This window comes from Terrabacter sp. AAH1 (assembly GCF_054456855.1).
Map to the genome: position 1 here is coordinate 462,845 of NZ_JBTJJV010000001.1, position 18,627 is coordinate 481,471.

Below are 18,627 nucleotides of genomic sequence, written 5' to 3' on the forward strand. Positions count from 1 at the left end.
GGCTTACTTACCGGCCTTTCCGACCTTGCGACGGATCTGCTCGCCCGCGTAGCGAACGCCCTTGCCCTTGTACGGGTCGGGCTTGCGCAGCTTGCGGATGTTGGCCGCGACCTCACCGACGAGCTGCTTGTCGATGCCCTGCACCGAGAAGCGGGTCGGGTTCTCGACGGCGAAGTTGATGCCGGCGGGAGCCTGGATGAGGATCGGGTGCGAGTATCCGAGCGAGAACTCGAGGTCCGAGCCCTTCGCGGCGACACGGTAACCCGTGCCGTGGATCTCCATCTTCTTCTCGTAGCCCTCGGTGACACCGAGGACCATGTTGTTGATGAGCGAGCGGGTCAGGCCGTGACGCGAGCGCGAGTCACGCTCGTCGTCGGGGCGCTTGACCTCGAGGTTGCCCTCGGCCAGCTCGACGGTGATCGGCTGAACGACGGTCAGGGAGAGCTCACCCTTGGGGCCCTTGACCGTGACGTCCTGGCCGCTGACGTTGACGTCCACACCCGAGGGGATGGAGACGGGAAGTCGTCCGATTCGCGACATGTCTTCGTCTCCTTACCAGACGTAGGCGAGGACTTCCCCACCCACGCCCTTCTCGTGTGCCTGCTTGTCGGTCAGCAGTCCCGTCGAGGTCGACAGGATCGCGACGCCGAGCCCGCCGAGAACCTTGGGCAGGTTCGTCGACTTGGCGTAGACGCGCAGACCGGGCTTGCTCACGCGGCGCACTCCGGCGATGGAGCGCTCGCGGTTGGGGCCGTACTTGAGGTCGATGGTCAGCGTCTGGCCGACCTCGGCCTCCTCGATCTTCCAGGAGGCGATGTAGCCCTCGGCCTGGAGGATCTCGGCGATGTTCTTCTTCAGCTTCGAGTACGGCATGGAGACGACGTCGTGGTGCGCCGAGTTGGCGTTCCGGACGCGGGTCAGCATGTCCGCAATCGGGTCAGTCATGGTCATGGTGGGCTCTCCGCCCTTCCTCACCGGGGTTTCGACCTCGGCATCTGCCGCCGGCATGTGCCGGGTGGTCGACCTACGGTGTCAGAGGTGTGTTGGTCTGGGTGGTGCTGGGCTCGGGAGCCGGTTACCAGGAGCTCTTGGTCACGCCCGGCAGCTCGCCCGCGTGAGCCATCTCGCGAAGGCAGATGCGGCAGAGGCCGAACTTGCGGTACACCGAGTGCGGGCGACCGCACTTCTGGCAGCGGGTGTACGCGCGGACCTTGAACTTCGGCTTCCGGTTCGCCTTGTTAACGAGCGCGGTCTTGGCCATGTCAGTTCTCCTTGAAGGGGAAGCCGAGCTGCTTGAGCAGCGCGCGACCCTCGTCATCGTTGGTCGCCGTGGTGACCACGGTGATGTCCATGCCTCGCACGCGGTCGATCTTGTCCTGGTCGATCTCGTGGAACATCGACTGCTCGGTCAGACCGAACGTGTAGTTGCCGTGGCCGTCGAACTGCTTCGGCGAGAGGCCACGGAAGTCACGGATGCGCGGCAGGGCGATCGTGACGAGGCGGTCGAGGAACTCCCACATGCGGTCGCCACGCAGCGTCGTGTGGGCGCCGATCGGCATGCCCTCACGCAGCTTGAACTGGGCGATGGACTTGCGAGCCTTGGTCACGACCGGCTTCTGGCCGGTGATGGCCGTGAGGTCGCGCACGGCGCCCTCGATCAGCTTGCTGTCCTTGGCCGCGTCGCCGACACCCATGTTGACGACGACCTTGACGACGCCGGGGACCTGCATGACGTTGGCGTGGCCGAACTGCTCCTGCAGGGAGCCCTTGATCTCGTCCTGGTAGCGCTGCTTGAGGCGCGGCTTGGTGCTGGTCTCAGTCATTCTCAGAGGTCCTTGTCCGACTTGACCGCGACACGGACGCGGGCCGCCTTCTGGCGACCGTTCCGCTCGACGGACTCGACACGCGTCTTGATGCGGGTCGGCTTCTTCGACTCGGGGTCGACGATCGCGACGTTGCTCACGTGGATCGCGGCCTCGGTGTGCGTCAGGCCACCGGTGCGCGTGCCACGGGCGGTCGCGCCCGCCTTGACGTGCTTGGTGACCCGGTTGATGCCCTCGACCAGCACGCGCTGGTTCCCCGGGAAGACCGCGATGACCTTGCCCTGCTTGCCCCGGTCGCCGCCGTTCTTCTGGCTGCGGCCGGAGATGACCTGGACGAGGTCACCCTTCTTGATCTTCATCTTGGTCGGCTTGTTCGCCATGTTCACAGCACCTCCGGCGCGAGCGAGATGATCTTCATGAACTTCTTCTCGCGAAGCTCGCGGCCCACCGGGCCGAAGATGCGGGTACCACGGGGGTCACCGTCGGTCTTGAGGATCACCGCAGCGTTCTCGTCGAACTTGATGTAGGAACCGTCGGCACGGCGACGCTCCTTGACGGTGCGGACGATGACGGCCTTGACGACGTCACCCTTCTTCACGTTGCCGCCAGGGATCGCGTCCTTGACGGTGGCGACGATCGTGTCGCCGATGCCGGCGTACCGACGGCCCGAGCCACCGAGAACACGGATGCAAAGGAGCTCCTTGGCACCGGTGTTGTCGGCGACGCGCAGCCGCGACTCCTGCTGAATCACTTCTAACTCCTGTCGTCGTGCTGGTTCTCACCGGTTGCCCGGATGAGCCTTGCCGAACGGAAATGGGGGGTGGCTTACTTGGCCTTCTCGAGGATCTCGACGATGCGCCAGCGCTTCGTCGCGGAGAGCGGGCGCGTCTCCATGATCAGCACGCGGTCGCCGACGCCGGCTGCGTTCTGCTCGTCGTGCGCCTTGACCTTGTTGGTGCGGCGGATGACCTTGCTGTAGAGGGCGTGCTTGACGCGGTCCTCGACCTCGACGACGACGGTCTTGTCCATCTTGTCGCTCACCACGTAGCCCTGACGGGTCTTGCGGTAGTTGCGCTCGTTCGCCTGGTCGCTCACGACCTTCTCCTGCTCGCTCATGCGTCAGCCTCCTGCGCCTTGTCAGCCTTCTTGGCCTTCTTCTCGGCCTTGTCAGCCTTCTCGGCCTTGTCAGCCTTGGCGGCCTTCTTCTCCGCCTTGTCGGCCTTCTCCTCCGCCTTGGGGGCGGCGGGGGCCGAGCCGATGCCGAGCTCACGCTCACGCATCTCGGTGTAGATCCGTGCGATGTCCTTCTTGACGGCGCGCAGACGGCCGTGGTTGTCCAGCTGACCGGTGGCCGACTGGAAACGCAGGTTGAACAGCTCTTCCTTGGCCTTCTTCAGCTCGTCCGCCAGCTTGGTGTCGTCGAGACCACGCAGCTGCTCGGGAGCCAGGTCCTTGGTTCCGACTGCCATCAGATGTCACCACCCTCACGCTGAACGAAGCGGCACTTCATGGGGAGCTTGTGCATCGCGAGACGCATGGCCTCGCGCGCCACCGGCTCGGCCACGCCCGAGATCTCGAACATGACGCGGCCCGGCTTGACGTTGGCGATCCACCACTCCGGCGAACCCTTACCGGAACCCATGCGGGTCTCGGCGGGCTTCTTGGTGAGCGGACGGTCGGGGTAGATGTTGATCCACACCTTTCCGCCACGCTTCATGTAACGGGTCATCGCGATACGAGCGGACTCGATCTGCCGGTTGGTGACGTAGGCGGGCTCGAGGGCCTGGATGCCGTAGTCGCCGAAGGCGATCGTCGTCCCACCCTTGGCCGCGCCGTGGCGGTTCGGGTGGTGCTGCTTGCGGTGCTTGACTCGACGGGGAATCAACATGGGTCAGGCCTGCTCATTCTCGGTGCTCGCCGCGGCGGGGGCCTCGGCAGCAGCGGTCTCGTTCACTGCCGGAGCAGCGGCGGTCTCGTTGCGGTCACCACGACGGGCGCGGTTCGGGCGGTCGCCGCCGTCACGACGCGGGCCGCGCGACGGGCGCGGGGCGGCGGCCTGCTGGGCCGCGAGCTCCTTCGCCGTCATGTCGCCCTTGTAGATCCAGACCTTGACGCCGATGCGGCCGAAGGTCGTGCGGGCCTCGTAGAAGCCGTAGTCGATCTGCGCACGCAGCGTGTGCAGCGGGACGCGACCCTCGCGGTAGAACTCGGTGCGGCTCATCTCGGCGCCGTTGAGGCGGCCCGAGACCTGCACGCGGATGCCCTTGGCGCCGGCGCGCTGGGCGGACTGCATGCCCTTGCGCATGGCGCGACGGAAGGCGACACGGGCCGAGAGCTGCTCGGCGATGCCCTGGGCGACCAGCTGGGAGACGATCTCGGGGTTCTTGACCTCGAGGATGTTCAGTTGGACCTGCTTGCCCGTGAGCTTCTCGAGCTCGCCACGGATGCGGTCGGCCTCGGCGCCGCGGCGGCCGATGACGATGCCCGGGCGGGCCGTGTGGATGTCGACGCGGACGCGGTCGCGGGTGCGCTCGATCTCGACCGAGGCGATACCGGCGCGCTCCATGCCCTTCTCCATCAGGCGACGGATGGCGACATCTTCCTTGACGTAGTCGCGGTAGCGCTGACCCGACTTCGTCGAGTCGGCGAACCAACGGCTCTTGTGGTCCGTCGTGATGCCGAGACGGAAGCCGTGGGGGTTGACCTTCTGACCCATCAGCGGGCTCCCTTCGTGTTCTCCGGCTGCGCGACGACCACGGTGATGTGGCTCGTGCGCTTGTTGATGCGACCGGCGCGGCCCTGGGCACGCGGACGGAAACGCTTCATCGTCGGGCCCTCGTCGACGAACGCGGCCGTGATGACCAGGTTGCGCTCGTCGAAGGCGACCGACTCGCGGTCGGCCTTGACGCGGGCGTTGGCGATGGCGCTCTCGAGCACCTTCTTGACCGGGTCGGAGGCCGACTGCGGGGCGAACGTCAGCGTGGTGACGGCGTCGGTGGCCGCCTTGCCGCGGATCAGGTCCACGACACGGCGAGCCTTCTGCGGGCTGACACGGACGTGCCGCGCCGAGGCCTTGGCTTCCATGACTTCTTCCTTGGATTCGATGGCCATCAGCGACGACGACCCTTCTTGTCGTCCTTCACGTGACCCTTGAACGTGCGGGTCGGTGCGAACTCGCCGAGCTTGTGGCCGACCATCGACTCGGTGACGAACACCGGGACGTGCTTGCGGCCGTCGTGGACGGCGAAGGTGTGACCGAGCATGTCCGGGCTGATGACCGAACGACGCGACCAGGTCTTGATGACGTTCTTCGTGCCCGCTTCGTTCTGGGCGTCCACCTTCTTCTGAAGGTGGTCGTCGATGAAGGGGCCCTTCTTCAGGCTACGAGGCATTCCAAAGGCTCCTTATCAGCGCTTCTTGCCAGTACGACGGCGACGCACGATGAGCTTGTCGCTTTCCTTGTGTCCCTTGCGGGTGCGGCCCTCGGCCTGACCCCACGGGGAGACGGGGTGACGTCCACCGGACGTCTTGCCCTCACCACCACCGTGCGGGTGGTCGACCGGGTTCATCGCGACACCACGGACGGTCGGGCGCTTGCCCTTCCAGCGCATGCGGCCGGCCTTGCCCCAGTTGATGTTGCTCTGCTCGGCGTTGCCCACCTCGCCGACGGTCGCGCGGCAGCGCGCGTCGACGTTGCGGATCTCACCGGACGGCATACGCAGCTGGGCGTAGGGGCCGTCCTTGGCGACGAGCTGCACGCGAGCACCCGCGGAGCGGGCGATCTTGGCGCCGCCACCCGGCTTCAGCTCGATCGCGTGGACGACCGTACCGACCGGGATGTTGCGCAGCGGGAGGCTGTTGCCCGGCTTGATGTCGGCCGCGGGGCCGTTCTCGATCGGGTCGCCCTGCTTGAGCTTGTTCGGCGCGAGGATGTAGCGCTTCTCGCCGTCGGAGTACTGGACGAGCGCGATGCGCGCGGTGCGGTTGGGGTCGTACTCGATGTGAGCGACCTTGGCCGGCACGCCGTCCTTGTCGTGGCGACGGAAGTCGATGACGCGGTAGGCGCGCTTGTGGCCGCCACCGATGTGACGGGTCGTGATGCGGCCGGCGTTGTTGCGGCCACCCGTCTTCGACAGGGGGCGCACGAGCGACTTCTCCGGCGTGGAGCGCGTGATCTCGACGAAGTCGGCGACCGACGAGCCGCGACGGCCCGGTGTGGTCGGCTTGTACTTACGGATACCCATGTGGTTTCAGTCCTTTTCGTCGATCTCAGGCGCCCGCACCGAAGATGTCGATCGAGCCCTCGCGGAGGGAGACGATCGCACGCTTGGTGTCCTTGCGCTTGCCGAGGCCGAATCGGGTGCGACGGGTCTTGCCCTGGCGGTTCAGGGTGTGGACCTTGTCGACCTTGACGTTGAAGATCTGCTCGATGGCGATCTTGATCTCCGTCTTGTTCGCACGCGGGTCGACGATGAAGGTGTACTTGCCCTCGTCGAGCAGCCCGTACGACTTCTCGGAGACGACCGGCGCGATCAGGATGTCGCGGGGGTCCTTGGCGTGGATGCTCACTTGGCGGCCTCCTTGTCGGCCTTGTCGGCCTTCACGGGACCGGCCACGAACGCGTCGAGGGCAGCCTGGGTGAAGACGATGTCGTCGGCGCACAGGACGTCGTACGTGTTGAGCTGGTCGGCGACCAGGACGTGGACGTTCTGCAGGTTGCGGACCGACTTGAACGACACCTCGTCGGTGCGCTCGAGCACGACGAGCAGGTTGGGACGCTCGGTCAGGCCGGCGAGCAGCGCGGCGGCGTCCTTCGCCGAGGGCACGTCGCCCGAGACGATGGCGTCGACGACGTGGATGCGGTCGAAGCGGGCCCGGTCGGACAGGGCGCCACGCAGGGCGGCGGCCTTCATCTTCTTGGGGGTGCGCTGCGCGTAGTCACGCGGCTGCGGGCCGTGGACGGTGCCACCGCCGGCGAACTGCGGGGCGCGGGTCGAGCCCTGACGGGCGCGGCCGGTGCCCTTCTGGCGGTACGGCTTGCGGCCACCGCCGCGGACCTCGCCGCGGGTCTTCGTGGAGTGCGTGCCCTGACGAGCGGCCGCGAGCTGGGCCACCACGACCTGGTGGATCAGCGGGACGTTCGTCTGCACGTCGAAGATCTCGGCGGGCAGGTTCGGGGTCTTGGTTGCCATGTCGATCATGCACCCTTCGCAGCCGTGCGGATCAGGACGATGCCACCGCGGGGGCCGGGAACGGCACCCTTGATGAGCAGCAGGCCCTTCTCGGCGTCAACGGCGTGGATCTGGAGGTTCTGGGTCGTCTGGCGAACGCCACCCATGCGACCGGCCATGCGCATGCCCTTGAAGACACGGCCCGGGGTCGAGCAGCCGCCGATGGAGCCCGGCTTGCGGTGGTTGCGGTGGGCACCGTGCGAGGACGAGACGCCGGCGAAGCCGTGACGCTTCATGACACCCGCGAAGCCCTTGCCCTTGGTCGTGCCGGTCGCGTCGACGCGCTGGCCCGCCTCGAAGGACTCGGCCGTGATCTCCTGGCCGAGCTCGTAGTCGGCGGCGTCGCTCGTGCGGAGCTCGACGAGGTGACGGCGCGGCGTGACGCCGGCCTTCTCGAAGTGGCCCGACATCGGCTTGTTCACCTTGCGCGGGTCGATCGCGCCGAAGGCGATCTGGACCGCGGAGTAGCCGTCGGTCTCGTCGGCGCGCACCTGCGTGACGACGCAGGGGCCGGCCTTGACGACGGTCACGGGGACGAGCTTGTTGTCGGCGTCCCACACCTGGGTCATGCCGAGCTTCTCGCCGAGCACGCCCTTGACGTTCTTCTGAGCAACAGTCATGTCAGCAACCGCCTCAGAGCTTGATCTCGATGTTGACGTCCGCCGGCAGGTCGAGACGCATCAGCGAGTCGACGGCCTTGGGCGTCGGGTCGATGATGTCGATGAGGCGCTTGTGCGTGCGCATCTCGAAGTGCTCGCGGCTGTCCTTGTACTTGTGCGGCGACCGGATGACGACGAAGACGTTCTTCTCCGTCGGCAGCGGGACGGGGCCCACCACGGTCGCGCCGGCGCGCGTCACTGTGTCAACGATCTTCCGGGCCGAGTTGTCGATGACCTCGTGGTCGTACGACTTCAGCCGGATGCGGATCTTCTGTCCCGCCATCTGATGAACGTCTCTCTCTCGCTTCTGACTTCCGGTTCCCTTGGCATCCGACCCCCGAGGTCGGGCGTGTCGCGCCCGCTTCGCGGCGAAAGTGACGCACTTCCGTGCTACTTCCGGTGTGGATTGCCCGGCCGAACCGGGTGGCTTGCGCTTCCCTCGGGCCTCCGAGAGGAGTCCGGGCGAGTCCCCGTCAGGAGGCTCTCAAGGGGCGGCGGCACCGACATGGGTCAGCGACGCGCGTCAAGCAACCTGAACAGTGTGCCAGAGGCGGCGACGCACTATCAAATCGAGGACGGGCGTCGTCGCAGGCCAGGGGTCCGTGGCGCGTCGGGCGTGCCGACCGAGCCATGCACGCAGGACCCTCGGGGTCACTCCCCAGCCGTCGACGCCGGCCGCGAGCACGCCGGCGTGCCTCCCGGCAGCCGGTGACGGTGCTCGGCGACCCAGCCGTACGCTCGGGAGGCCACCCGTGAGATGCCCGGAGCCATGAGCAGGTAGCCGACCGGTCGCCAGGCCGGCGCCCCGTGGGTGGCCGCGCTCGCGATGGCCCGGTGTCCCGAGCGGATCGAGCCGTCGGCGGTCACGAACTGGGCCGCCTCGTCGCAGTCCTCCGCCGAGAGGCCGACGGACGCGAGGTCGAGCTCCTGCCACGGTCGCACCGCGAAGCGGTCGCGTCGGTCGACCCAGCGCTTGGCGAAGAGGGCGCTGCGCGTGCAGAAGCCGCAGTCCGCGTCGTAGACGAGCGTCGGCCGGTCGGGCACGTCGAGCGCTGGGGCGTCCACGGGCCCATCCTCCCACGCCCGTCCACCCGCCGGCCGTATGCCGTCCCGCCGGCCGTATGCCGTCCCGCCACCCGGGCGGGTGAGCGCGCGTGGTGCCGGTCGGCTCTCAGGCGGGGGCGAGGAAGGCGCTCAGCGCGCCGGCATACATGGCCGGGTCGTCGGCACCCATCAGCTCACGGGTGCTGTGCATCGACAGGGCCGCCGCCCCGAAGTCGACGGTCGTGGCGCCGGTGAGGGACGAGGTGACCGGTCCGACCGTCGAGCCGCAGGGCAGGTCGCTGCGCGTGACGAACGTCTGCATCGGCACCCCGGCCTGCTCGCAGGCCAGCCGGAACGCCGCCGCGCCGACCGAGTCGGTGGCGTAGCGCAGGTTGGTGTTGACCTTGAGCACCGGGCCGCCGTTGACCCTGATCGTGTGCATCGGCTCGTGCCGCTCGGCGTAGTTGGGGTGGGTCGCGTGGCCCATGTCGCCCGAGGCGATGACGGTGGAGGCGAGGGCGCGCCAGTAGTCGTCGCGGGTGCCGCCGCCGGCCGCGACGATGCGCTCGAGCACCGACGGCAGCAGGGTCGAGGTGGCGCCGCGCTCGGACGTGCTGCCGATCTCCTCGTGGTCGAAGAGGACGAGCACCGGCACGTGGGTGGGCTCGGTGGCCACGGCGTCGAGCAGGGCCCGCACGCCGGCATACGAGGTGGCGAGGTTGTCGAGGCGGGGCGCCGCGATGAGCTCGCGCGAGCGGCCGAGGCGCGTCGACGGCTGGACCGGGTGGGTCATGACGTCCCACGACAGGACGTCCTCGCGGTCGACGCCGACCTGCTCGGCGAGGTAGCCCACGAAGTCGCCGGGCTCGTCGCCGACGCCCCACAGCGGCTCCATGTGCGCCTGCTTGTTGAGGCTGAGGGCCTCGTTCTGGGTGCGGTCGAGGTGGATCGCGAGCTGGGCGACGCGGAGCAGCGCGTCATGGCCGTGGAAGGTGCGCGACTCGACGCCGTCGCGGCCCCGCACGGCGACCCGGCCGGCGAGGCCGAGGTCGCGGTCGAGCCACGAGCTGAGGATGAGGCCGCCGTATGGCTCGACGCCGAGCAGCTGCCAGCCGGCCCGGCTGTGGTCGGGGTTCGGCTTGATGCGCAGGTTGGGGCTGTCGGTGTGCGCGCCGACGACGCGGAAGCCCGCCGCGGGACCGGCGCCGGCGCCGTGGGCACCCGTGGTGTCCCAGGCGATGAGCGAGCCCCCACGCACGAGGTAGTGGCGGCCGGGCTCGGTCGGCCACGCGGCACGCTCGTCGACCTCGGAGAAGCCCTCCGCCGAGAGCCTCCGGGCCGCCTGCTCGCACGCGTGGAACGGCGTCGGGCTGGCGTCGACGTAGTCGATGAGCCCCTGGGCTTCGGTGTCGGTGTCGAACGAGTGCGCCATGGCTCCCGACCCTATCCACCGGTGCCCGTCGAGCGCCGCGCGCCCCGGGTTGCGAGGATCGCTCGATGCCCGACGCCGCGCTGCCCCGACTCGTCGACGAACCTCGCCTGGCTCGGGGCGGCCCTGCCCGAGGTGACCCCGCGGTTCTGGAGGCGCGCGGGCGCCTGAGCCGGCCGGGCCCTCGACGTCGCGCGGACGTCGGGGAGTGCTCCCCATTGGCCGACGGTCGGCAGGCTGCCTAGGGTCGTCAGCAGCGGCCGCGCCCCGGTCGCGTCACCGATGCTCGGGGAGGGCACAGCCGTGGTCGTGTACAGGAAGGGCGCCGACCCCGACGCCCTCGAGCGCTCCGCCGGCCGGCTCGACCGTTTCGCCGGCGACTGCCGTGCGGCCCGGTCCGCCGTCGACCACGCCGTCGGATCCCTCGGCTCCGCCTGGGGCGGCGGCGACTTCGACTCCTTCCGGGGCGACTGGCGCTCGTCCGCCCCCGGCATCGACGCCCTCGAGCACGCCCTGACAGGTCTCGGCGCAAAGCTGCGCGAGAACGCCGCCCGGCAGCGCGGCACGAGCGGCGAGGGCGGCAGCGGACCGGGTGCGGCGAACGGCGCCGGTGGAGGCAGCCCGCTGGGCGGTTCCGTGCCGATGTCCTTCGGCGGGACCACGCCCTCGCCGTCGCCCGGCCCCGCTCCCACTCCCACCACTCCCCCGGGGCCCGCCACCACCGGCGTCGGTGGACCCGTCGACGGCTACGACTTCGGCGAGCCCGACAGGCCCGACATCGAGTGGGACGAGGGCTTCGCGTACGACTCCAAGGAGTCGAACTGGCACGACCACCTCGCCAAGCTCGAGTGGATGGCGAAGCTCGAGGCGGGCCGGGCCCTCAAGTCGGACCTCGACGACGCGACGGCGATGTACGCCCACTACTGGGACAACGACGGCGAGCCGGTGCGCTTCGACTACGAGGAGGGCGTGAAGGAGGACCCGTCGATCGCGGCGAACGTCAACGAGGAGGTGGCGCGCACCGCGGCTGCCGTCGACGAGATGGTTCGGGGCGGCAACACCCACTTCAGCACGACGGGCGAGGCCCACCCGGCCACCGCCTACCCCGAGACCGAGAACTGGCAGAAGACGATCGGCGGCTACCAGCAGTGGAGCAGCGCCGACGTCACCGTCGAGAACGGCCAGGTCTCCATGCAGGTGACCGTCCACGCCGAGGACTACTACAACTTCAACCCCGACCAGTCCGACATCGCGAGCGGCGCGGGCGACAACGAGAACGGCCGCTTCACCGAGATCGGCTGGGCCAAGCCGTTCCCGTCGAGCGGTGACGTCACGCGTACGATCACGTGGCCGGTCGGCTCGCCGCCGCCCACCATCGACGTGGGCACGGGCGACGTCGAGCGCACGCCGGGGTTCGGTCGCGAGGACCGAGCCGACGAACGAGGAAGCAGCCGATGAGCCACCGCCGCCGCGCCCTGGCGACCGCCGCCGCCCTGCTGACCCTGACCGCAGCCGGAGCGTGCAGCACCCAGCCCGACCCGTCCACCGACCGCACGAGGAGCACCGTGAGCAGCGCCGCCCCTGGCACCAAGACCGGCACCGGTGAGGTGCGCACCGACCTCGAGCCGTTGACGAAGCGCTTCAGCGCCCTGGGCCAGCCGGTCTCTGCGACGTGGATGTCGGGCACGCTCGGTGGGGACGCGCCCGGTCCCTCCACCTACTGGATCGACGCCGTGGTGGAGGTGACGCCCGAGACCGCCGCCACCCTGCGCGCAGCCGCTCCCCAACCGACCGCCGTGACCCCCGAGGTCGAGGGCGGCGTGCGCTCGGCCGTGCCGTCCGGCCGGCTGCTGACCTCGAAGGCGCTCGACGCCCTCTTCGCCCAGGGCTCCTTCCGGGCCACCGCCTACCTCGCGGCCGACTCAGACACCGTCGTCCTCGTCGCCCTCGGCCAGTAGCAACCATGAGCCGGCCGCTGAAGGTTGGCGTCCAGCTGCCCGAGGTCGAGCGGCGGGTCGGCTGGCCCGAGCTGCTCACCATGGCGCGCACCGCCGAGGACGTCGGCCTCGACTCGCTGTGGCTCGGCGACCACCTGCTCTACGACCTGCCCGGCGGAGTGACGCGCGGCCCGTGGGAGGTCTGGACCTCGCTCGCCGCCGTCGCCGCCGTGACGTCACGCGTGGAGCTCGGCCCCTTCGTCGCCTCGACGGCCTTCCACGCCCCGGCGATGCTCGCCAAGATGGCCGCCACCGTCGACGGCATCTCCGGCGGCCGCCTGGTCCTCGGCCTCGGCGCGGGCTGGAACGAGCGCGAGTACGCCGCCTACGGCTTCCCCTTCGACCAGCGCAGCTCGCGCTTCGAGGAGGCCTTCACCGTGATCCGGACCCTCCTGCGCGAGGGTCGCATCGACCACCACGGCCGGTTCCACGACCTGACCGACTGCGTGCTCGACCCGCCGCCGGCGAGGCCCGGCGGACCGCCGCTCATGCTGGGTTCGACCGGCCCGCGGATGCTGCGCATCGCGCTGCCCCACGTGGACCTGTGGAACACGTGGTGGAGCGACTACGGCAACTCCCCCGACGAGTTCGCCCGGCTCCGTGAGCGCGTCGACTCTGCAGCCGCCGAGGCCGGCCGCGCCCCGAACGAGGTCGGCGCCACTGCCGCCGTCTACGTCCAGCTCGAGGGAGGCACCGGGCGGGTCATGGGCGACTCCGCGTATGCCGCCGCGGTGAGCCCCGTCGCGGGCGACCCCGGCGCCGTGGCCGAGCACCTCCACGCCATGGCCGAGGCCGGAGCCGTCCACGTCCAGCTCGTCCTCGACCCCATCACCACCGACACCATCAAGACCGTCGGCCGGGCCCTGACCCTCCTCGACGCCGACTGACTGTCGGGTGACGCGAGCCACGCCGCGCATCGCGCGGCCGCGGGCCGGCTACGACGGGAGCGCGAGACGTCAGTCGCGGGAGGTACGCGGAAGGGCCCGCCCCGCCGAAGCGGAACGGGCCCTACGCGTACTGCGGTGGATCTGTGCTGCGGAGGCAGCGTCAGGTCACTTGTTGATCTTCGTGACCTTGCCGGCGCCAACCGTGCGGCCGCCCTCGCGGATGGCGAAGTTGAGGCCCTCCTCCATGGCGATCGGCTGGATGAGCTCGACCGACATGTCGGTGTTGTCGCCGGGCATGACCATCTCGGTGCCCTCGGGGAGGTGCACGACGCCGGTCACGTCCGTGGTACGGAAGTAGAACTGCGGACGGTAGTTGTCGTAGAACGGCGTGTGACGGCCACCCTCGTCCTTGCCCAGGATGTAGACCTGAGCCTCGAACTCGGTGTGGGGCGTGATCGAGCCGGGCTTGACGACGACCTGGCCGCGCTCGACGTCCTCGCGCTTGACACCACGAAGGAGCAGGCCGACGTTCTCACCGGCGCGACCCTCGTCGAGCAGCTTGCGGAACATCTCGACACCGGTGACCGTGGTCTTCGTGGCCGGGCCGGTGTGGATGCCGACGATCTCGACGTCCTCGTTGACCTTGAGGACACCGCGCTCGATGCGGCCGGTGACGACCGTGCCACGACCGGTGATCGTAAAGACGTCCTCGACGGGCATGAGGAACGGCTTGTCGATGTCGCGCTCGGGCTCCGGGATGTAGGTGTCCACGGCGTCCATGAGGTCGAGAACCGACTGACCCCACTCGGCGTCGCCCTCGAGGGCCTTGAGCGCCGAGACCTTGACGACCGGCAGGTCGTCGCCGGGGAACTCGTAGCCGGAGAGGAGCTCACGGACCTCCATCTCGACGAGCTCGAGGATCTCCTCGTCGTCGACCATGTCGGCCTTGTTGAGCGCCACGACGATGTAGGGGACGCCGACCTGCTTGGCGAGCAGGACGTGCTCCTTCGTCTGCGGCATGGGGCCGTCGGTGGCAGCGACCACCAGGATGGCGCCGTCCATCTGGGCCGCACCCGTGATCATGTTCTTCACGTAGTCAGCGTGACCCGGGCAGTCGACGTGGGCGTAGTGACGACCCTCCGTCTGGTACTCGATGTGCGCGATCGAGATGGTGATACCGCGCTGGCGCTCCTCGGGAGCCTTGTCGATGTCCTCGAACGCGAACTGGGGGTTCAGGTCCGGGTACTTGTCGTGCAGAACCTTGGAAATCGCAGCCGTCAGCGTCGTCTTGCCGTGGTCGATGTGACCGATGGTGCCGATGTTGACGTGCGGCTTGGTCCGCTCGAACTTTGCCTTCGCCACTGTGGTCCTCCTCAGGACTTTCTAGTGTTACGCCGTACGACCAGGGCAGGACGTGGCGCTGTGGGGTGGTTTCCGATGGAAGAGACTACGGGATGGCCCGCAGTCACTCCCCGCGGGTCTTCTTGATGATCTCCTCGGCGACAGCCTTGGGGACCTCTGCGTAGGAGTCGAACTCCATGGAGAAGCTCGCACGGCCCTGCGTCTTGGAGCGCAGGTCTCCGACGTAGCCGAACATCTCGGACAGCGGGACGAGGCCCTTGACGACCTTGGCGCCGCTGATGTCCTCCATGCCCTGGATCTGGCCACGGCGAGAGTTGATGTCGCCGATGACGTCGCCCATGTAGTCCTCGGGCGTGCGCACCTCGACGGCCATCATCGGCTCGAGCAGGACCGGGTCCGCCTTCTTGATGGCCTCCTTGAGGACCATCGAGCCGGCGATCTTGAACGCCATCTCCGAGGAGTCGACGTCGTGGTAGCCACCGTCGATGAGGGTGGCCTTGATCCCGACGAGCGGGTAGCCGGCGAGCACGCCGTACTGCATGGCGTCCTGGATGCCGGCGTCGACCGACGGGATGTACTCACGCGGGACGCGGCCACCGGTGACGGCGTTGACGAACTCGTACATCGAGCCGTCCTCGGTCTCGCCCAGGGGCTCGAAGGACACCTGGACCTTCGCGAACTGGCCGGAGCCACCGGTCTGCTTCTTGTGCGTGTAGTCGTACTTCTCGACGGCGCGGCGGATCGTCTCGCGGTAGGCCACCTGCGGCTTGCCGACGTTGGCCTCGACCTTGAACTCGCGCTTCATGCGGTCGACGAGGATGTCGAGGTGGAGCTCGCCCATGCCGGCGATGATCGTCTGGCCGGTGTCCTCGTCGAGGTGCACCTGGAAGGTGGGGTCCTCGGCGGAGAGCTTCTGGATGGCCGTGGAGAGCTTCTCCTGGTCACCCTTCGTCTTCGGCTCGATGGCGACCTGGATGACCGGGTCGGGGAACGTCATCGACTCGAGCACGATCTGCTCGTTCGGGTCGCTGAGCGTGTCGCCCGTCGTGGTGTCCTTCAGGCCGATCGCGGCGTAGATGTGGCCGGCGAGGGCCTCGTCGACCGGGTTCTCCTTGTTGGCGTGCATCTGGAAGAGCTTGCCGATGCGCTCCTTCTTGCCCTTGGTCGTGTTGATGACCTGCGAGCCGGCGGCGATGCGCCCGGAGTACACGCGGATGAAGGTGAGCGTGCCGAAGAACGGGTGCGCGGCGACCTTGAAGGCGAGCGCCGAGAACGGGGCGTCCTTGCTGGGCTCACGCGTCAGCTCGACGCTCTCGTCGCCGGGCTTGTGACCGACCATGGCCGGCACGTCGATCGGCGACGGGAGGTAGTCCACGACGGCGTCGAGCATCGGCTGCACACCGCGGTTCTTGAAGGCGGAGCCGCAGAACACCGGGTAGATCTCGGAGTTGACGGTGAGCTTGCGGATGCCCGCCTTGAGCTCGTCGACGGTGAGCTCCTCGCCGCCGAGGTACTTCTCCATGAGGTCGTCGTCGGCCTCGGCCACGCGCTCGACGAGAGCCATGCGGTACTCCTCGGCCTTGGCCTGGAGGTCCGCCGGGATCTCGGCGATCTCGTACTTGGCACCCATGGTCACGTCGCCCTTGGCGTCGCCGGGCCACACGAGGGCACGCATGTAGATGAGGTCGATGACGCCGAGGAAGTCGTTCTCGGCACCGATCGGCAGCTGCATGACGAGCGGCTCCGCACCGAGGCGGTCCTTGATCGTCTGCACGGTGAAGTAGAAGTCCGCGCCGAGCTTGTCCATCTTGTTGACGAAGCAGATGCGCGGCACGTTGTACTTGTCGGCCTGGCGCCACACCGTCTCGGACTGCGGCTCGACACCCTCCTTGCCGTCGAACACCGCGACGGCACCGTCGAGGACGCGCAGCGAGCGCTCGACCTCGACCGTGAAGTCCACGTGTCCGGGGGTGTCGATGATGTTGATCTGGGTGCCCTCCCAGAAGGAGGTCACGGCGGCAGACGTGATCGTGATGCCGCGTTCCTTCTCCTGCTCCATCCAGTCGGTGGTCGACGCACCGTCGTGGGTCTCACCGATCTTGTGGTTGACACCGGTGTAGAAGAGGATGCGCTCCGTCACCGTGGTCTTGCCTGCGTCGATGTGCGCCATGATGCCGATGTTGCGGACCTTCTTGAGGTCCGTCAGGACGTCGAGTGCCACGTCAGGTTTCTCGTCTCATTCGTCGTGGAGTGAAATCTCGGGGCCCGGGCCGTCACGGTCGTCCGTGAGGGGCGGGCGTGGCCCGAGCCGTATGCCGCCCAGCGGGCCGGGCGGCATACGGCCGGGACCGCTGTCACCAGCGGTAGTGCGCGAAGGCCTTGTTGGACTCGGCCATCTTGTGGGTGTCCTCGCGACGCTTGACCGCGGCACCGAGGCCGTTGCTCGCGTCGAGAATCTCGTTCATCAGGCGCTCGGTCATCGTCTTCTCGCGACGCTGACGGGAGTAGCCGACGAGCCAGCGCAGGGCCAGCGTCGTGCTGCGGCCCGGCTTGACCTCGATCGGCACCTGGTAGGTCGCGCCACCGACGCGACGGCTCTTGACCTCCATGGCCGGCTTGACGTTGTCGAGCGCACGCTTGAGCGTGGCGACGGGGTCGGTGCCGGTCTTCTGGCGGCAGCCCTCGAGGGCGCCGTAGACGATCGTCTCGGCGATCGACTTCTTGCCGTCGAGGAGGATCTTGTTGACGAGCTGCGTGACGAGCGGGCTGGCGTAGACCGGGTCGACGACGAGCGGGCGCTTCGGAGCGGGTCCCTTACGAGGCATCAGCTCTTCTCCTTCTTCGCGCCGTAACGGCTACGAGCCTGCTTGCGGTTCTTGACACCCTGGGTGTCGAGCGTGCCGCGGACGATCTTGTAACGCACACCCGGGAGGTCCTTCACTCGGCCACCGCGCACGAGCACGATCGAGTGCTCCTGCAGGTTGTGGCCGACGCCGGGGATGTAGGCCGTGACCTCGATGCCCGAGCTGAGGCGCACGCGGGCGACCTTGCGGAGGGCAGAGTTCGGCTTCTTGGGGGTGGTGGTGTACACGCGGGTGCACACACCGCGGCGCTGGGGCGAGCCCTTGAGCGCCGGGGTCTTGGCCTTGCTGGCCTTGTCCTGGCGGCCCTTGCGGACCAGCTGGTTGATGGTAGGCAACCTGGTTACTCCATAACGTTGCTCGTTGTCGGCCGTCCCGGAGGACGGCTCCTTGGCTGTTCGGTTCCTCGACCCCCGAGGTCGGGTGTGTCGGAACCGGTTCTTCCCCCTGCACTTCCCGCTCCTGCCATGGCCTCACGGCGCTCGGAAGGGACGGGTTGCCCGGCGGAAGGTGTGCTCTGGACCCAAGTGGTGTCGCATCCGCTGCGTGCGGGTGGACAGGGCACCGGGGCCGTCATCGCGCATGCCTGAGTGCATGCCTCAGACACAGTGTTCAAGCGTACCGGGGTGCGGCACGCCGACCAAATCGGTTGAACCGGCTCCGCGCCTCCCGATGCGGTATGCCGCCGCGTGGAGCCGGGCGCACCCGGCGCCGTCGCGGGGTGGGCTCAGCCGAGTCGCCAGTCGCCGGCGTACATGTGCAGCACCGGCACGCCGAGCGCCTCGCGAGCCCGGGAGGCCCAGTCGCGGTGGAAGGTGTCCTCGACGGCGTGCGGCTCGGTGACGACGACGACCTCGCGGGCCCCCAGCCTGGCGACCTCCTCGACGAGGGTCGGCATGGGGTCGTCGGAGGTGATCTCACCGGTGGCGTCGACGTCGCGGCGCTCGAACTCGGCCAGGGTCGTCGACAGCGCGGTGTCGGCGTCGGCGTGGGCGCCGGTGCGGTCGACGGGGCGCAGCGCCTCGAGGGCCTCGCGCATCTCGAAGAGGCTGAGGTGGTTGAGGAAGGAGCTGAGCAGGTTGCGCTGGGTGTCGGCGGGCACGAGCACGCGGTAGGTGGGCCGGTCGTCCTCGTGCAGGCCGATGATCTTGGCGACGTCGGCCGGCTTGAGGGCCTCCTCGGTGAGCACGATGATCGTGGGCGTCGGACCGTCGGGGCCGCCGGGCGCCCCCGTCGTCTCCGTCGTCTCCGTCGTCTCTGCGGGCTCGGCGGGCTCGGGCGCGTGCGGCACGTCGGCCGTGGGCTCGGTCATGCACCCACCCTATCGATGCGGC

Annotated in this window: 27 protein-coding genes; 3 read left to right on the forward strand and 24 right to left on the reverse strand. The window is 68.7% G+C overall.

Annotated elements, in window-relative coordinates:
* Nucleotides 1-3: 3 nt before the first annotated feature.
* The 19 genes from rplF to ACXR8F_RS02240 form a co-directional block, all read right to left on the reverse strand.
* Nucleotides 4-540 (reverse strand): 50S ribosomal protein L6, encoded by a 537-nt coding sequence (rplF, locus tag ACXR8F_RS02150; RefSeq protein WP_045191894.1) that lies wholly within the window; start codon nucleotides 538-540, stop codon nucleotides 4-6.
* Between the two features lie 12 nt (nucleotides 541-552).
* On the reverse strand, nucleotides 553-951 hold the full coding sequence (gene rpsH / locus ACXR8F_RS02155; RefSeq protein ID WP_045191896.1) for a 30S ribosomal protein S8: 399 nt from the start codon (nucleotides 949-951) through the stop codon (nucleotides 553-555).
* A 124-nt stretch (nucleotides 952-1,075) separates the two neighbouring features.
* On the reverse strand, nucleotides 1,076-1,261 hold the full coding sequence (locus ACXR8F_RS02160; protein ID WP_020143231.1) for a type Z 30S ribosomal protein S14: 186 nt from the start codon (nucleotides 1,259-1,261) through the stop codon (nucleotides 1,076-1,078).
* Between the two features lies 1 nt (nucleotide 1,262).
* Nucleotides 1,263-1,823, reverse strand: a complete 561-nt coding sequence (gene rplE, locus ACXR8F_RS02165; protein ID WP_458798553.1) for a 50S ribosomal protein L5 — start codon at nucleotides 1,821-1,823, stop codon at nucleotides 1,263-1,265.
* A gap of 2 nt (nucleotides 1,824-1,825) precedes the next feature.
* On the reverse strand, nucleotides 1,826-2,203 hold the full coding sequence (gene rplX / locus ACXR8F_RS02170; RefSeq protein ID WP_458798554.1) for a 50S ribosomal protein L24: 378 nt from the start codon (nucleotides 2,201-2,203) through the stop codon (nucleotides 1,826-1,828).
* A 2-nt stretch (nucleotides 2,204-2,205) separates the two neighbouring features.
* Nucleotides 2,206-2,574 carry a 50S ribosomal protein L14 gene (gene rplN, locus ACXR8F_RS02175; protein WP_045191900.1) on the reverse strand — a complete coding sequence of 123 codons (369 nt, stop codon included), beginning with the start codon at nucleotides 2,572-2,574 and terminating at the stop codon, nucleotides 2,206-2,208.
* A 74-nt stretch (nucleotides 2,575-2,648) separates the two neighbouring features.
* Complete coding sequence (rpsQ, locus tag ACXR8F_RS02180; RefSeq protein WP_045191901.1) at nucleotides 2,649-2,939, reverse strand: 30S ribosomal protein S17; 291 nt, start codon at nucleotides 2,937-2,939, stop codon at nucleotides 2,649-2,651.
* Nucleotides 2,936-3,292 carry a 50S ribosomal protein L29 gene (gene rpmC, locus ACXR8F_RS02185; protein WP_045191902.1) on the reverse strand — a complete coding sequence of 119 codons (357 nt, stop codon included), beginning with the start codon at nucleotides 3,290-3,292 and terminating at the stop codon, nucleotides 2,936-2,938. Before rpmC ends, rpsQ begins: the two co-directional genes overlap by 4 nt.
* On the reverse strand, nucleotides 3,292-3,711 hold the full coding sequence (gene rplP / locus ACXR8F_RS02190; protein WP_020143237.1) for a 50S ribosomal protein L16: 420 nt from the start codon (nucleotides 3,709-3,711) through the stop codon (nucleotides 3,292-3,294). The genes rpmC and rplP overlap by 1 nt, the downstream gene beginning before the upstream one ends.
* A 3-nt stretch (nucleotides 3,712-3,714) precedes the next feature.
* Nucleotides 3,715-4,539: a 30S ribosomal protein S3 gene (gene rpsC, locus ACXR8F_RS02195; protein WP_030194229.1), complete on the reverse strand. Its 825-nt coding sequence runs from the start codon at nucleotides 4,537-4,539 to the stop codon at nucleotides 3,715-3,717.
* Entirely contained in the window at nucleotides 4,539-4,907 is a 369-nt protein-coding gene (gene rplV, locus ACXR8F_RS02200) for a 50S ribosomal protein L22 (RefSeq protein WP_045191904.1), read from the reverse strand. Before rplV ends, rpsC begins: the two co-directional genes overlap by 1 nt.
* A 26-nt stretch (nucleotides 4,908-4,933) precedes the next feature.
* Entirely contained in the window at nucleotides 4,934-5,215 is a 282-nt protein-coding gene (rpsS, locus tag ACXR8F_RS02205; protein ID WP_026864141.1) for a 30S ribosomal protein S19, read from the reverse strand.
* Between the two features lie 15 nt (nucleotides 5,216-5,230).
* Entirely contained in the window at nucleotides 5,231-6,067 is an 837-nt protein-coding gene (rplB, locus tag ACXR8F_RS02210) for a 50S ribosomal protein L2 (protein WP_020143241.1), read from the reverse strand.
* A 25-nt stretch (nucleotides 6,068-6,092) separates the two neighbouring features.
* Nucleotides 6,093-6,392 carry a 50S ribosomal protein L23 gene (gene rplW, locus ACXR8F_RS02215; RefSeq protein WP_026864143.1) on the reverse strand — a complete coding sequence of 100 codons (300 nt, stop codon included), beginning with the start codon at nucleotides 6,390-6,392 and terminating at the stop codon, nucleotides 6,093-6,095.
* Nucleotides 6,389-7,024, reverse strand: coding sequence for a 50S ribosomal protein L4 (rplD, locus tag ACXR8F_RS02220; protein WP_045191906.1), 636 nt, complete (start codon nucleotides 7,022-7,024; stop codon nucleotides 6,389-6,391). Before rplD ends, rplW begins: the two co-directional genes overlap by 4 nt.
* On the reverse strand, nucleotides 7,021-7,674 hold the full coding sequence (rplC, locus tag ACXR8F_RS02225; protein WP_386050631.1) for a 50S ribosomal protein L3: 654 nt from the start codon (nucleotides 7,672-7,674) through the stop codon (nucleotides 7,021-7,023). Before rplC ends, rplD begins: the two co-directional genes overlap by 4 nt.
* Nucleotides 7,675-7,687: 13 nt before the next feature.
* Entirely contained in the window at nucleotides 7,688-7,996 is a 309-nt protein-coding gene (gene rpsJ / locus ACXR8F_RS02230) for a 30S ribosomal protein S10 (protein ID WP_009775966.1), read from the reverse strand.
* A gap of 368 nt (nucleotides 7,997-8,364) precedes the next feature.
* On the reverse strand, nucleotides 8,365-8,778 hold the full coding sequence (locus tag ACXR8F_RS02235; RefSeq protein ID WP_458798555.1) for a thiol-disulfide oxidoreductase DCC family protein: 414 nt from the start codon (nucleotides 8,776-8,778) through the stop codon (nucleotides 8,365-8,367).
* Nucleotides 8,779-8,884: 106 nt separating this feature from the next.
* Nucleotides 8,885-10,189 (reverse strand): M18 family aminopeptidase, encoded by a 1,305-nt coding sequence (locus ACXR8F_RS02240; protein ID WP_458798556.1) that lies wholly within the window; start codon nucleotides 10,187-10,189, stop codon nucleotides 8,885-8,887.
* A 300-nt stretch (nucleotides 10,190-10,489) separates the two neighbouring features.
* Between ACXR8F_RS02240 and ACXR8F_RS02245 the strand changes: the two genes are divergently transcribed.
* The 3 genes from ACXR8F_RS02245 to ACXR8F_RS02255 are packed head-to-tail and all read left to right on the forward strand — an operon-like array spanning nucleotide 10,490 to nucleotide 13,070.
* Entirely contained in the window at nucleotides 10,490-11,644 is a 1,155-nt protein-coding gene (locus ACXR8F_RS02245; RefSeq protein WP_458798557.1) for a WXG100 family type VII secretion target, read from the forward strand.
* The gene (locus ACXR8F_RS02250) at nucleotides 11,641-12,144 is read left to right on the forward strand and encodes a hypothetical protein (protein WP_458798558.1); all 504 of its coding nucleotides are present in this window, start codon (nucleotides 11,641-11,643) and stop codon (nucleotides 12,142-12,144) included. Before ACXR8F_RS02245 ends, ACXR8F_RS02250 begins: the two co-directional genes overlap by 4 nt.
* Nucleotides 12,145-12,149: 5 nt before the next feature.
* A complete protein-coding gene (locus ACXR8F_RS02255; RefSeq protein ID WP_458798559.1) occupies nucleotides 12,150-13,070 on the forward strand; it encodes an LLM class flavin-dependent oxidoreductase in 921 nt (306 codons plus the stop codon).
* 165 nt (nucleotides 13,071-13,235) lie between these two features.
* Here the strand turns inward: ACXR8F_RS02255 and tuf are convergent, their stop codons facing one another.
* The 5 genes from tuf to ACXR8F_RS02280 all read right to left on the reverse strand — a co-directional run bounded on the left by tuf (nucleotide 13,236) and on the right by ACXR8F_RS02280 (nucleotide 18,605).
* Nucleotides 13,236-14,432 carry an elongation factor Tu gene (tuf, locus tag ACXR8F_RS02260; protein ID WP_045191911.1) on the reverse strand — a complete coding sequence of 399 codons (1,197 nt, stop codon included), beginning with the start codon at nucleotides 14,430-14,432 and terminating at the stop codon, nucleotides 13,236-13,238.
* Nucleotides 14,433-14,535: 103 nt separating this feature from the next.
* Nucleotides 14,536-16,653 (reverse strand): elongation factor G, encoded by a 2,118-nt coding sequence (gene fusA, locus ACXR8F_RS02265; protein WP_045191912.1) that lies wholly within the window; start codon nucleotides 16,651-16,653, stop codon nucleotides 14,536-14,538.
* Nucleotides 16,654-16,786: 133 nt separating this feature from the next.
* A complete protein-coding gene (gene rpsG / locus ACXR8F_RS02270) occupies nucleotides 16,787-17,257 on the reverse strand; it encodes a 30S ribosomal protein S7 (RefSeq protein ID WP_045191913.1) in 471 nt (156 codons plus the stop codon).
* Entirely contained in the window at nucleotides 17,257-17,631 is a 375-nt protein-coding gene (gene rpsL / locus ACXR8F_RS02275; RefSeq protein ID WP_020143255.1) for a 30S ribosomal protein S12, read from the reverse strand. The genes rpsG and rpsL overlap by 1 nt, the downstream gene beginning before the upstream one ends.
* Nucleotides 17,632-18,020: 389 nt before the next feature.
* Nucleotides 18,021-18,605: a hypothetical protein gene (locus ACXR8F_RS02280; protein ID WP_458798560.1), complete on the reverse strand. Its 585-nt coding sequence runs from the start codon at nucleotides 18,603-18,605 to the stop codon at nucleotides 18,021-18,023.
* Nucleotides 18,606-18,627 lie beyond the last annotated feature (22 nt).